Below are 13127 nucleotides of genomic sequence, written 5' to 3'. Positions count from 1 at the left end.
AACGATCATGGAACCACAGGGGTATCTGTTTTTGGGTGTGGCCGTGGCCCTGTTCGCCGCAGGCGCACTGATGCTGCGCGCCGGCTGGAGCCGGGGGGACAGCGCGCTGATCGACGAGCGCCTGCGCTCGGCGGGGAGTCTGGCCAGCGGCGAGTCGAAGCGGCGCCACTCCGGCCTCGAGCGGCTGTGGATACGCGCCGGACTGGGCGAGAACCGTCTGACCGCGGCGGCGCTCGCGGGTGTGTGGCTGGTGCTGATCCTGGCAGGCACCGTGCTGGCGGGCGGGTGGGGATTGCTCGCGGGTGTGGTCCTGGGCCTGATCCTGAATTACACGGTTGTCGCGTGGTCGGCCCGGCGGCGCCGCGAGATGCTGCAGCAACAGCTGCCGGCCTTTGCCGAGCATGTGGTCCGCGGCCTGAGGGCCGGCCGAACCCTGCCCGCGGCGGTGACGGCTGCCGCGGAGGAGATGCGTGCGCCACTGGGCGATGTCCTTGCGCGCGTCGTCCGCGAGGTGGATCTCGGCGTGAGCCTGGGAGAGGCTCTGGAGAACGTCGCGGAGGATTTTGACCTGCATGCGTTGCGGCTGCTGGCCCTGGGGGTCCAGTTCAATATGCGCTACGGCGGGAGTGCCGTCGAACTCATGGAGCAGGTGGTGCGGATGCTGCGCCAGCAGGATCAGGCGCGCCGCGAGTTGCGTGCGCTGACGGGCGAGACGCGGGTGAGTGCCCTGGTACTGGCGGTGCTGCCGGTTGGTCTGGCGGGGTATACGGTGTCGATGAACCCCGCGTACTACGCCGCCATGCTGGAGACGACGGCCGGTATCGCGGTGCTGGTCGGGGCGATTGTCTGGCAGGCGCTGGGGATCCTGATCCTGTGGCGCATGCTGCGCAGCCTTTAAGGAGTATGTGATGGCGCTTGGCGTTTTCTTGCTACTGATGGCGGTCTTGCTGCTGCTGGCGGGCGGGCTCGCGATGGCCTGGCTCTGGTGGCGTACCAGCGGCGAACGCGATGCAGTTACGGCGCGCCTGGAAGCGGCGGAGGGCGCGGCGCCCTTGAGCTACGGGCCGGCTGTTGGTGACGAGGGTCAGGATCGTTCCCGTACGCAAACGCCGGGGGCGGGCTGGGCGGCCCGGCTGCGGGGGTCGGACCCGGAACTGGCGCAGCTTCTGCGGCGGGCGGGCGTGATCCGATCCTCGAAGCGGCAGACCGCCGCGTTTCTGATTCAGTTCGCCCCGATCGGGTTCGTTGCCCTGCTCTTTTTTGTCCTGACCGTAACCGGCGATGGCCTCGAGGGCGGTGACCTCCTGGTTCTGGCTGCTGGCGGCCTGGCCGCGCTGATGCTCCCGCGGCGAGTGGTGGCCGCAGTGGCGAATGAGCGCGGTCGGCGGATCGGCGACCAGGTCAACGTGATGGTGCAGCTCATGCGGATGCTGTTCGATTCCGGGCGTTCCACCGAAGGGGCCCTGCGCGTGGTGGCAACGGATAGCCGCGCCCTGATCCCGGACCTGGCCGTGGAGCTGGATGTGGTGCTGCAACGTGTGGGCAGTGGCGTGTCCCTGGCCCAGGCGTTGCGGGATATGGCGGAAGCGCTGGAGGTTGCCGAGCTGGATGATGCGGTCCTGATCCTGAAGCAGCTGGTGGAACAGGGCGGGGACGTGAAGGCCCCGCTGCAGCGGCTGTCGCAGCTGATCGAGGATCGCCAGCGCACGCGGGTTCAGGAAAAGGTGAACAAGATGTCCGCGCGCATGAGCGTGGTGATGATGGTGTTTCTGTTTCCGGCATTGCTGGCGGTGCTGGCCGCCCCGGGCTTCATTGGCTTGATTGGTGCACTGGGAGGCGTCCGTGGCGGGTAGCAGGTTACAGCGGACTGCAGGCGCATGGGCCGTTGTTGTGGCGTCGTTCCTGTTGCACGGCTGTGCCGGCCTGCCAATCGGTGGCAATGGCGAGACCCAGCGCGCGGCACCGGCGAATTGCGCCTCGGATCTGGGGACCGAAGAGCGGCTGGCGCTGCAGGTGGCCGAAGAACAGGCCCGCGAGGGTCGCTGGTTCGCGGCACTGGCCGAACTGGACGCCTTGGGTGTGGAGCACGACGAGGTGGTGCTGGCGCGTGGCCAGATCCTCAGCCGCATTGGCCACGCGGATGCGCGTGACGCCTTTCGCCAGGTGAAGGATGAACCTTGCCATCGGGGGCCGGCCCATCATGGCCTCGGCATCCTCGCGTTGCGCGAGGCGAATTATGCCCTTGCTGAAGAGCACCTGCACCAGGCCCGGGTGGCGATGCCGAATATGTCGGTCGTGCGGAATGATTACGGATTCGTATTGATGCTCCTGGAAAAGGACGAGGATGCGGAGTTCGAATTCCGCACGGCGCTGGAACTGGATGCCGGGCGCTCGCAGGCACTGGAGAACCTGATGCTGCTGTACCTGAGCCGGGGTGAAACGCGGTCCATGGACGAACTGGTCCGCGAATACGGGGCAAACGCGGAGATGGTGGCTCGCCTGAACGAACGCGTTGAGCGCCTGGAGGCCACTCGTCTCGAGGCGCAGGGCCGAGTCATCCTCGGGCAGCCGCTGGACGGCACGGCGCAGGCGTTTGAACTCGGAATCCCGAACGAAGGAGAAAGAAGATGAAGGCACTGAAAAAGTTCTCGATGGTGAGCGGGACGCTGTTCATCGTGTTGGGTCTGGTCGGGCCCGTGACATTCGCCGACGACTCCTGGACGGGACCGGTGGCGGACAAGGGCTGGACGGCTCCCGAAGCCGCCGAGAAGGCTGAGGAGATGCCCGGGGCCCACCCCGTCGCCGAGAGCGCTGAATCGGCGCCGGTGGCCAGAGCGGGAGTGGACCGCTCGGAGTCTGTCGGGACTCGCGACTGGCTAGCGATGCAGCGCGACGGTGCCCAGGCTTCCGAGCACGTGCAGGGACTGTCCGAAGCCGCCCGGACCCGCGCCCTGGGGCGCTATCTGGACAGCTTTACTCACCCGATTCCGGAGCATTATATCGATCGCGGTTCTTTCAGCGTCGATTAACGAACGGCCCGGGGGGTCGCTATGTTCGAGTTGCGGTTGGGTCCCGGCATGGGCCGGCGACAAATGCCACGGAGTCAGGGTGGTGCCATTGGGCTGATGGCGGCCCTGCTGCTCCTGCTCGTTCTGTTGACCATGGCGCTCGCGATCGATGCCGGGCGGCTGTATATGGAACAGCGCAGCCTGCAGCGGATCGCCGACGTAGCGGCCCTGGAGACCGCCCGCCACCATACGGGTTGCCATGCCGCCCAGTCGGGTGCTGCGGAGCGTGCGCAACAAAGCGCGGCGCGCAACGGTTTTTCCGGGGACCTGTTGGCGGGCGATGGCGTGGTCCAGCTCGGGACCCTCGACATTATCGACGACCTGCGCGTGTTCACGCTCGGTAGCGGCGACCCCGACGAGGTGCCGGAGGCCGTGCGCGTGGTGGTGACTGAGGATGTGCCTTCCAGCCTTGTGCTGGGCGGCCTGCTGGGTGGCACCACGACCTTGTCGGCCGAGGCCGTGGCGCGGCGCCAGAATATGGCCGGCTTCTCGGCCGGGTCCTGGGCTGCCGATATCTCCGCTCAAGACTCGGTGCTGCTGAATCTGCTTCTGAATGAGTTGCTGGGTACCGACCTGGATCTGCAGGCCGTCTCGTTCCGGGGCCTGGCGGATACTTCGATTACGCTCCTGGAACTGGCCGACGATCTGCGCGTGCTGGGGGTTGATCTCGCCGTGGGTACGGTGAATGAGCTGCTGGCCGCGAATGTGACGGTGCTGGAGGTGATCGAGGCCACCGTCGCCGCCGTGGACCGCCAGGACGTTGCGGATATCACCCTCGCGGCACTGGATCAGATGTTGCTGGGCCTGAAAGTCGACGAGTTGCAGTTGCAGCTTGGAGACCTGCTGAAGGTGCAGGCGCCTTCCGATCCGGAGGCGGCTCTGGATGCCGAGCTCAATGTGCTGGAACTGATCCTGATGTCGGCCCTGACGGCCACCGGCGACAATGCGATTGATCTGGATCTCGCGTTGCCGGTGGACCTTCCCGGACTGGCCACCGTCGGCGCCAATGTGTCCGTTCAGTTGACTGAGCCGCCGCAGATCGCAATCGGACCGCCGGGGGTCCTGCCGGGAAGTGTGCCCGGCGACCCGCCGGCGGACCGCTGGCGGACGCACTTGCAAACGGCTCAGGCGCGGATTCAGGTCGATCTGATCCTGGGCGTTCTGGAGGAAACATTTCAGGACGACGAAGGCCAGAGTCACGCGATTGAACTGGATCTCGGCCTGGCGGTACAGGCCGCGCAAGGCGATGCGTGGCTGGAAGACGTCTCCTGCCCCGGTGCGAACGGTGCGGGGACCCGTGTGGATATCGGGGTTCAGCCCGGCATTGCCAGCGTGCATGTCGGCCGCTTTGCCAGCCTCGATTCGGACACGCTCGAGCCATCTCACTTGAAGATCCTCGGCCTGGCCGAGGTGGACCTCCAGGCGACGGTCCCGGTGGCATCCAGTGGTTCCGAGACGCTGGAATTCATTGTGATGGATCGCTCCGAACTGCCCACAGAACCCTTGTCTGCGTCGACGGGCGTGGGGGATTCCCTGGGGCACGCGGTGGAAACCCTCGGGGAGGATCTGATTCTCGAGGTTCGTGTCCTCCCGGGATTTGAGGGGGGCTCATGTGGTGGGCTCCTCGGGGGATTGTTGTGCGGCGTGGCGGATCTGGTCAACAGCGTCCTTTCCGTGGTGGTCACCCCGATTCTGACTGCCCTGCTGGCGGACGTCGTGGCGCCCCTGCTCGAGACGGTAGGCGAAGCCCTGCTGGATCCCCTCCTGGATCTTCTCGGCGTGAAGGTGGGCGGTATGGATGTCCAGTTGATAGAGCTGCGTGAAGGTGGAGTGGATCTGGTTCGCTGACCAGTGCGGTGACCGAGGAGCAGGCATGGGTACGAACAAGAGGTTTGTGAGGATGAAGAACGGACCGCGGCGCGCACGTCAGGGCGGTGCGGTGGCGATCGAGTTCGCGTTGACCTTCGTGATCTTCTTCGCGGTGTTTTATGCGATCGTGTCCTATGCCTTCCCGTTGCTGCTGGTGCAGAACATGAACACGGCGGCTGCGGAAGGTGTCCGGATCGCCATTCAGGTGGATCCGGCGGCCGAGAATGCGGGGCAGCGGATGGAAGAGCTGGCGGCCGAGAATGCCGAACGTGTCCTGCAAGACAGCCGCATGATCGCGCTTTTCCCCGGAGCTTTCGACATTAACGCCAATATGGTCGGCAGCCTGCTCGAGCTGGAGATCAGCTACGACTACACCGCTACACCCTTGCTGGTGCCGCTCCAGCTCCCGTTGATCGGGCCTGTTCCCCGGCTGCCGGATGTGCTTCGTGCACAGGCGTCGATTGACTTGTGACCCAGGAAGCGGCGATGAGCGACCTCGGAAACGTGCTCCTGGTGGATGATGATGCGGATATCCACGAAGAGTTGCAGGAGGCGCTGGAGTCTGTCGGGTATCAGGTCTGGCATGAGGCGAATGGCGAAGGCGCGCTGGATGTTCTGGGGCGGCATCCGGAGATTCGCGTTGTCCTCCTCGATCTGGGGCTGCCGGGCGAGGACGGCATGGTGATCATGAACGCAATTCGGCGCGATTTCGGTGATGCCCGTGCGGTGATCATGGTGACCGGATATGGTACTCAGGAAACGGCGAGTGCCGCATTGAGTCAGGGGGTGACGGCCTTCCTGGAGAAACCGTTGGATCCCGCGCTGCTGTTTGCCGCGCTGCAACGCGCGCAACAACAGTTACAGGAAAGAGACGAGCGCGCGCATGCGATGGGCGTTGCGCCCGGGCCTTGCGAACCGGGGAGCGGGACGTGAACGGCCAGTAACCACCGGGCAAGGGGGCCGTATTCTAATGGACGCGAAGCCTGTTGAGGGTGTACGGGACCACACCGAAGAGGTGCGCAGTGCGCTGGAAGCGCTGGTTCGGTCCATGATGCTGACACCGCTGGTGCGGCATGCGGAAGGGCGCTATCTGGACCGGGTCCTGGGGGACCTGGGGCGTGCGATGGCCGCGGATCGGGTGCTGCTGGTGGTCCGTGAGGAAAAGGCCCTCGGAGGGGCGCGGATTGAACGTAGCTGGACCCTCCATGAAGGCCTGATTGCACCGGCAGGGTCTGATGACCCGCGTCGAATTCTGGAGTGCGCCGAGGTTCGTGGCGAGCTCGAACGTGGCCGTGTGGTGTGCCTGGAAGGTTCGCGTGGGGGCTGTGCTGGCAGGGTCCTTGTCCGTTGTGGCCTGCGTTCGCTGGTGGTGCTGCCCTTGCTGGCCGGGGGGCGGGAATGGGGGGGCGTGCTGGTCGAGTCGCTTGCTGAGCGGTCGGACTGGAATGTCTGGACGCCACATTTGACGCCCGTTGCCGGCATGCTCGGGGGGGTGCTTGCCGCCCGCCAGGAGTCGGCGCGCAGCCTGGCCGCAGAGACACAGGTGGACGCACTCGAAAGGGTCGAGGCGGTCGGTTCGTGGGGCTTCGACCCCGACACGGGGCGGTTGTCGCTGTCGGCGGCGGCGCGGCGGCTGGCGGCCGAGCCCCGGGCGCAAGCCCTGGCCGTAGCCTTCGGTATTGTCCACGAGGACCGGGGTCGGCTCGAAGCCTGGATCGAGTCGTTGATCGAGTCTACGGGCTCGGTACCACACGAACTGACGGTACGGGCAGGCAGTGGCGCACGCGAGCCCCCTCTTTATCTGCGTTTCCGTGGCGAATGTCTATCGGCGGATGGCACGGGCCGTTTTTGCCGCGGCACGGTCGCGGATATCAGCCTGCGTGACGCCGGGGACCGGCGCCACCGTGAGACCAGTGAGCTGTTTGCGGCGTTGCTGGAATCATCTCCGATCGTGGTGTTTCTTGGGTCTATGGAGCCCGAGGGCCTGCGGGTCACGCATGCGAGTGCGTCCTTGCAGGGCATCACCGGGAGTCAGGATCCGACCTGTCTGGAAACGGAGAGCCTGGCCTCAAGGACGCATCCGAACGATCTTCCGGTGGTGCGCGCGCGGTGGCACCGCCTGGAAGCGGATGATGTATTCGAGGGGACCTACCGACTGCGGAACGCAGACGGGGGCTATTCCTGGGTCTATGAGGAGATACGCCGCACGGAGGGCGGGGCGGACGGCCGTCTCGTCGGCATCCTCATGGATATCACCGAACGCAAGTCGTTCGAGGCCAGTGTCTATGCCAGCGAACGCCGCTACCGCGCGATCGTGGAGGATGCGCCGGTTTTCATCGTCCGGTTCGGGGCAGACCTTGAGTTGAGTTTCGCCAATGCCGCTTTCCTGGAGGCCTTCGGGCTGGAAGGTCCAATCGCCTCGGAACATCGTTCCTGGCCGGAGTTTCTCAGCGAGGAGGAGACGCAGCAGCTGGGTTCGCGTCTGGCGGGCCTGACCCCGTCAAACCCCATGGTCGATCATGAAATGGAGATGACCTTGCCCGAGCGCGGGGTTCGGTCCGTGGTGTGGTCGGAGCGGGGGTTTTTCGATGAACGGGGCGATCTCGTCGAGGTTCAGGCTGTCGGGCGCGACAACACCGAGATTCGGGATGCCCGGGAGAGACTGATTCATGCCGCCAAGATGGCGACGGTGGGAGAGATGGCCACGGGGGCCGCACATGAGATCAACCAGCCGCTCAACGTAATCCGCATGGCGGCACATAATGCCCGCCGCCTCCTGACCGATGGCGAAGGGGCGCAGGATCGGGTGCTGGCGAAGATCGACCGCATCGAGGGGCAGGTGTCCAGGGCTGCCAATATCATCGACCAGATGCGGATGTTCGGGCGCCGCAGTGACCGGACGCCGCAGTGGTTCTCGGTACGGGAGGCCATCGAAAGCGCACTGGTTCTGGTCGGGGAGCAGTTCGGGAAAAACGGTATTGCGCTCTGGGTGGAAACCGAAGCGGGCGGGTCGGACCAGGTCCTGGGCCACCGAGATCAACTCGAACAGGTGTTGATGAATCTAATGGTCAATGCGCGTGATGCGATTGCGGCTTCCGAGTCCGAATCCGGGCACTCCATTCGCGTTCGACTCACAGGAGCGGATGCGGGCGGAACCATCGTGCTGGAGGTCTCGGATACGGGTGGCGGTATTGACGAGGGTCTCCGGGAGCGGGTGTTTGAGCCGTTCTTTACCACCAAGGAGGTGGGCAAGGGCACCGGCCTGGGGCTGTCCATCAGTTTTGGGATTATCCAGGAAATGGGGGGTCGTATTGAGGTCACCAATCAGGGGACCGGGGCCTGTTTCCGGATCGAATTGCCCGCGGGGTAGCCGCGCGGTGGCGGGTCAGGACAGCGCGTGGCGGGTGGCGGCAAGTGCCAGTTGCGTCCGGTTGGAGAGCCCCAGGGTGTGCAGGATCTGTGAGACGTACAACTTCACGGTGTTTTCCGTAATGCCCAGCTCGTAGGCAATTTGATAATTGCTGTAGGCGTTGGCAACCAGCGCCACCACCTCCCGTTGGCGAGCGGTCAGTTTTTCGAATTCGGGTCGGTCGAGGTTTACGCTGGACGTGGTCCCGGACCCGATTTCCGGGGCTTGAGCGGGCAGCCCCAGCTGGTTTCTCAGTGTTGTAAGTTCGCCGGAGACGCTGGCAATGGCCTGGTTGAGGGAATCCAGCTGAGGGGCGATCTGGGTCGATCGCGCCTCCTCGCGGCGTTTCCGGACCCTCTCTTCAAGTTTCTGAACGGACGCGAACAAAGCCGAGAGATCCAGCGGTTTCTGGAAATAGTCACGCACTCCATCGCGCAAGGCGCGGATCGCGGTGTCCTGCGATCCGTGGCCGGTAATCACGGCTGTCTCGAATATCCGGTCACCTTCGTACTGACTCAACAGCCACTCGATGAATTGCAGCCCGTCCTCGGCCGGCATCTTGATATCCGTCAGGACAATCCCGATTGACGGATCTTTAATGAACTGGGCTCGGGCCTCTTGCGCGCTAAAGGCGGGTTCGCATGAGTAGCCATCGGCCTCCAAGCTTTCCTGGATTTCTTCGACGATGTCGGGTTCGTCGTCGACGACCAGAATGCGAACCGCGGAAACCTCGGACGTGGTGACCGACATCGGCAGGACTCCTCTTCTTAGTATGATCGCAAGTATGCCAAGGTGGTACGCACGAGGGAAACGCGCATCCGTGTGTACGTTCGTGTTATTCACACCGGAGTGGGGTGCAGTGGTGCGGTTCGGCTCTTCCGTCCGGGCGCGCCGGCCCGTTTTGCGGGGTTCGGCTCGCAACGAAGGTTCGGGTTGGGCTCTCAGACTCCCCAATACGCAGAAAGGGGCCGCGAGGGCCCCTTTCTGCGTATTGGCGCGCCCGAGAGGATTCGAACCTCTGACCTCTGCCTCCGGAGGGCAGCGCTCTATCCAGCTGAGCTACGGGCGCAAGCGCTGCAATGATACGGGCCCTTGTGCCGGCGCGTCCAGCCATATTTGACCGCAGCACTCGGTTTGTGGTCGTGCCTGGCATGATGCCCTATACTCGGCGCCCGCTTTGCGTTTGTTGCGCGAGTGCGTTTGGCTAGGCACACCTCAAGGCCATGCAAGGCCAGGATCTCGGAGGGAGAGAAATGGGAAATCAACCGATCAAGATGGACACCGGGAACAAGGTGTTGCTGTTTATCTCGTCCCTGGCCCTGCTGGCCACGGTTCTTTACCTGGTGGCGCAGCTGGTCAGTTGGGCCACCAATAATCTGCAAGTGTCCCAGCCCGATCCGGTCGGCGACGAGCGGATCGCAGAACGCATCGCGCCGATTGGTCAGGTCGCATCGGGTCCGGTCGACGCAGCCGAAGAGGTCGCAGACCTGAGCCCCGGCGATATCTACTCCAATGTTTGCGCGGCCTGTCATGACACGGGTGCTTCCGGTGCCCCGCTCAAGGACGACACCGGTGAGTGGAGCAATCGCCTGAACGACAAGGGCCTGGAGGGGCTGTTCGACAATTCCATCAATGGCATTGGTGCGATGCCCGCGCGCGGGGGCGACCCGAGCCTGACCGACGAGCAGGTGCAGGACGTTGTGGCCTACATGCTCGACCAGGCGGGCGTCGAGCACGATCATGAAGGCAGTGCAAACGGTAACGGCGAGGCGGCCGAAGAAGAGGGTACGGCTGCGATCGCGCTTGACGCGGGGGACGTCGCGCGTGGTCAGTCCGGCTACGGCACCTGCATTGCCTGCCACGGTGCGCAAGGCCAGGGTACTCCGGTATTCCCGGCACTGACCGGTCGTGATGCCGAATACATCGCTGACAAGCTGGTGCGTTACCGTGCCGGCGAGACGGTGGGTGACCAGACGGCCCTGATGGCACCGAATGCGGCCAACCTGTCGGATCAGGATATTGCCGATCTGGCCGTCTACGTGGCGACCTTCGACAACTAGGGGCCTGCTTCGACAGGCTCCCGGGGTGTCTGCACCGCGGAGGCTCCAGAACCCCGCCCGGGGCGCCCGGGCGGGGTTTTTTGTGTGCGCACATAAGCCGCGACAAGTTGCGTTACTGGGTGCGCCAATGGTCCAGGGCGCGGTAGCTCAGCGCCTCGGTCAGGTGCTGGGTGGCGATCGTCTCCGCCTCATTGAGGTCCGCGATGGAGCGCGCGACTCGCAGTACGCGGTGGTAGGACCGCGCCGAAAGCCGGAAGCGCTCGGCGGCACGGTCCAGCAGTTCGCGGTCGGGACGGCTCAGCGCCGCATGGTGCTCAAGTCCTTTGCCCTGCAGGCTGCGGTTCAGTGTCCCCTGGCGGTCGTGTTGCACCTTGCGAGCGCGTGCGACCCGTGTCGCAACGGTTGCCGAGTCCTCTGTGGGTGCGGCATCCGCGGCGAGATCGGCGGGCGGGATGCGGGGCACCTCGATCGCCAGGTCGATGCGATCGAGCAGGGGGGCCGAGAGGCGTTTGCGATGCCGGGCGCGCTGTTCCGGGGTGCATTCGCAGCGTTCCGCGAGATCACAGTCGAACCCCTGCGGGCAGGGGTTCATGGCGCCCACGAGCTGGAAGGACGCGGGGAATTCGGCCTGTCGGGCGGCGCGTGAAATGTGGATCACACCGGTCTCCAGTGGTTCGCGCAGCACGTCCAGCACCGAGCGGTCGAATTCCGTGAGTTCGTCGAGAAACAGCACGCCTTGATGCGCCAGGGAGATCTCGCCCGGTTGCGGGGTGCTGCCGCCGCCCACCAGGGCGACCCCGGAGGCGGTGTGGTGGGGCGATCGGAAGGGTCGTGCACGCCAGTCGCCTCGTAGATGCTGGCTGCCGCGCAGACTGTGAATGGCAGCGGTGGCCAGGGCCTCGTCTTCGTCCATCGGCGGGAGGATGCCGGGGATGCGGGCGGCCAGCATGGATTTCCCGCTGCCCGGCGGGCCGACCATCAGCAGGTGGTGGCCCCCGGCCGCCGCGATCTCCAGCGCTCTTCGCGCCTGGTGCTGGCCGCGCACGTCGGCCAGGTCCGGGGTGGTCGGTGGCGCGGGTCGGGGTGGTGTGGCCACGCCCAGGGGTTCGCGTCCGGCCAGGGCGGCGCATACCGTGCCGAGGTGGTCTGCGATGCGGACTTGCGCGCGGCTGGCGAGCGCCGCCTCGGTGCCGTCCTCCGGGCTGACGACCAGGATGCGTTTGGCGTCGGCCGCGGCAAGGCCGGCGGTGAGGGTTCCGCCCACGGGTCGTATCTGGCCATCCAGCCCCAGTTCGCCCAGGAATTCGTGCTGCGCCAGGCGGGCCGCCGGGATCTGCTGGCTGGCTGCGAGGATGCCCAGGGCGATGCCGAGATCGAAGCGGCCGCCGCCCTTGGGCAGGTCTGCCGGCGCCAGGTTGACCGTAATACGACGGCGGGGGAATTCGAAGCCGCTGGTCTGGATTGCGGCGCGTACACGGTCGCGGCTTTCGCGTACCGCGGCTTCGGGCAGGCCGACGATCTGGAATGCCGGCAAGCCGTTGGCGAGGTGGGTCTCGATGGTGACCAGCGGGGCCTGGATGCCATCAATGGCGCGTGCGTAGGCAATGGTAACAGGCATCCGTGCCCCTCCGTGCAGCCGCCCGGCATCCGTGTCGGGCGGGTGGTTGTGGTTAGCGGTCTTCGGCCGGGCTGGCCTGGCCTTCCAGCGCAGCGATGCGTGCCTCGAGTTCGGCGAGCCGTTCGCGGGTGCGTTCCAGGAGTGCGACCTGGATGTCGAAGTCCTCGCGGGTGACCAGGTCCATGCGTTCGAATCCGCTCTGGAGCGATGAGCGTACCTGACGCTGGACATCCTCCTGCAGGTGCCGGACCGACTCCGGGAGGCTGTCGCTGATCCGGCGAGCGATGTCGTCAAGGCGTTTGGAATCGATCATGCGGTGGTCTCCTGGCGCGTGGGTTTTGACTCCAGTGTAGCGTGTTCTACTGCGAGGCCGAACGCCCGCCATCCACCGGGATGACCTGGCCGGTGATGTAGGGTGCGTCCAGCAGCAGAAAGCGCACGGTGCGCGCGATGTCCTGCGGGTTGCCCTGGCGCTTGAGCGCGGTGCGTTCGACCATGGCGGCGTGTGTCCCCGCGTTGGCCGGGTCCTCCGGCGAGAGGACGGCCCCGGGTGCGACACCGTTAACCCGGACCCCGGGCCCGAGTTCACGCGCGTAGGCCTGGGTCAGCGCCCAGAGTCCGGCCTTGGCCGCGGAATAGACCGGATAGCCCTTCAGTGGACGCAGGGCATGTATGTCGACGATGTTCACGACCGCACCGTGGGCACGTTGCAGGGCCGGGGCGCAGGCCTGGGTGAGGAAGGCCGGGGCCTTGAGGTTGGAGCCGATCAGGTCATCCCAGGCGGCGGCGTCGATCTCGCCGACCGGGGTGGCGTAGAACGTAGAGGCATTGTTGACCAGGAAATCCAGCCGCCCCCAGGCGGCCTCCGCCTCCTGCGCCAGGCGACCGCTGGCTTCCGGGTTCAGCAGGTCGGCCTGGAGCGTGCGCGCACTGTCGGGACATTGCCGCTCGAGGGCTGCCGCCAGTGCGGCCGCCTCCGCCTCCGAGCCACGGTAGTGGATTACAACTCGCAGGCCCGCCGCGTGCAGGTCGCGGGCGATCGCGGCACCGATGCGCCGGGCGGCGCCGGTGATCAGCGCCACCGGCGCGGCCGTGCGGTCACG

At 65.7% G+C, this 13127-nt stretch carries 13 protein-coding genes and 1 tRNA gene; 9 read left to right on the top strand and 5 right to left on the bottom strand.

Annotation, left to right across the window (positions count from 1 at the left end; all coding sequences use genetic code 11):
* Positions 1 to 7 precede the first annotated feature (7 nt).
* From G332_RS0101190 to G332_RS0101155, 8 genes are all read left to right on the top strand, one after another.
* Entirely contained in the window at positions 8 to 898 is an 891-nt protein-coding gene (locus G332_RS0101190; protein ID WP_019625168.1) for a type II secretion system F family protein, read from the top strand.
* A gap of 10 nt (positions 899 to 908) precedes the next feature.
* Positions 909 to 1853, top strand: a complete 945-nt coding sequence (locus G332_RS0101185) for a type II secretion system F family protein (RefSeq protein ID WP_019625167.1) — start codon at positions 909 to 911, stop codon at positions 1851 to 1853.
* A 37-nt stretch (positions 1854 to 1890) separates the two neighbouring features.
* On the top strand, positions 1891 to 2631 hold the full coding sequence (locus tag G332_RS0101180; protein ID WP_019625166.1) for a hypothetical protein: 741 nt from the start codon (positions 1891 to 1893) through the stop codon (positions 2629 to 2631).
* Positions 2628 to 3029: a DUF3613 domain-containing protein gene (locus G332_RS13730; RefSeq protein WP_019625165.1), complete on the top strand. Its 402-nt coding sequence runs from the start codon at positions 2628 to 2630 to the stop codon at positions 3027 to 3029. Before G332_RS0101180 ends, G332_RS13730 begins: the two co-directional genes overlap by 4 nt.
* 63 nt (positions 3030 to 3092) lie before the next feature.
* The gene (locus G332_RS0101170; RefSeq protein ID WP_231362864.1) at positions 3093 to 4916 is read left to right on the top strand and encodes a TadG family pilus assembly protein; all 1824 of its coding nucleotides are present in this window, start codon (positions 3093 to 3095) and stop codon (positions 4914 to 4916) included.
* Positions 4917 to 4968: 52 nt separating this feature from the next.
* Positions 4969 to 5409 (top strand): TadE/TadG family type IV pilus assembly protein, encoded by a 441-nt coding sequence (locus G332_RS0101165; RefSeq protein WP_019625163.1) that lies wholly within the window; start codon positions 4969 to 4971, stop codon positions 5407 to 5409.
* A 14-nt stretch (positions 5410 to 5423) separates the two neighbouring features.
* Positions 5424 to 5870 carry a response regulator gene (locus tag G332_RS0101160; RefSeq protein ID WP_019625162.1) on the top strand — a complete coding sequence of 149 codons (447 nt, stop codon included), beginning with the start codon at positions 5424 to 5426 and terminating at the stop codon, positions 5868 to 5870.
* Between the two features lie 37 nt (positions 5871 to 5907).
* Positions 5908 to 8307 (top strand): ATP-binding protein, encoded by a 2400-nt coding sequence (locus G332_RS0101155; RefSeq protein WP_019625161.1) that lies wholly within the window; start codon positions 5908 to 5910, stop codon positions 8305 to 8307.
* Positions 8308 to 8322: 15 nt separating this feature from the next.
* Here the strand turns inward: G332_RS0101155 and G332_RS0101150 are convergent, their stop codons facing one another.
* Positions 8323 to 9096, bottom strand: a complete 774-nt coding sequence (locus tag G332_RS0101150; protein WP_019625160.1) for a response regulator transcription factor — start codon at positions 9094 to 9096, stop codon at positions 8323 to 8325.
* 242 nt (positions 9097 to 9338) lie between these two features.
* Positions 9339 to 9415: transfer RNA gene (locus G332_RS0101145), tRNA-Arg, on the bottom strand.
* A 184-nt stretch (positions 9416 to 9599) separates the two neighbouring features.
* Between G332_RS0101145 and G332_RS0101140 the strand changes: the two genes are divergently transcribed.
* The gene (locus G332_RS0101140) at positions 9600 to 10406 is read left to right on the top strand and encodes a c-type cytochrome (protein ID WP_019625159.1); all 807 of its coding nucleotides are present in this window, start codon (positions 9600 to 9602) and stop codon (positions 10404 to 10406) included.
* Positions 10407 to 10518: 112 nt separating this feature from the next.
* Here G332_RS0101140 and G332_RS0101135 read toward each other — a convergent pair whose 3' ends face one another.
* From G332_RS0101135 to G332_RS0101125, 3 genes are read right to left on the bottom strand one after another with little or no spacing between them, the layout of a single operon-like run.
* A complete protein-coding gene (locus G332_RS0101135) occupies positions 10519 to 12024 on the bottom strand; it encodes a YifB family Mg chelatase-like AAA ATPase (protein ID WP_019625158.1) in 1506 nt (501 codons plus the stop codon).
* 52 nt (positions 12025 to 12076) lie between these two features.
* Entirely contained in the window at positions 12077 to 12337 is a 261-nt protein-coding gene (locus tag G332_RS0101130) for an accessory factor UbiK family protein (protein ID WP_019625157.1), read from the bottom strand.
* Positions 12338 to 12383: 46 nt separating this feature from the next.
* Positions 12384 to 13106: a pteridine reductase gene (locus G332_RS0101125; protein ID WP_026340496.1), complete on the bottom strand. Its 723-nt coding sequence runs from the start codon at positions 13104 to 13106 to the stop codon at positions 12384 to 12386.
* Positions 13107 to 13127 lie beyond the last annotated feature (21 nt).

Origin of the sequence: Thioalkalivibrio sp. ALJT (genome assembly GCF_000381825.1) — a bacterium.
Lineage (GTDB): Bacteria > Pseudomonadota > Gammaproteobacteria > Ectothiorhodospirales > Ectothiorhodospiraceae > Thioalkalivibrio.
Note: the sequence above shows the minus strand (reverse complement) of the source record. Positions and strands in the feature narration are given on the sequence as shown.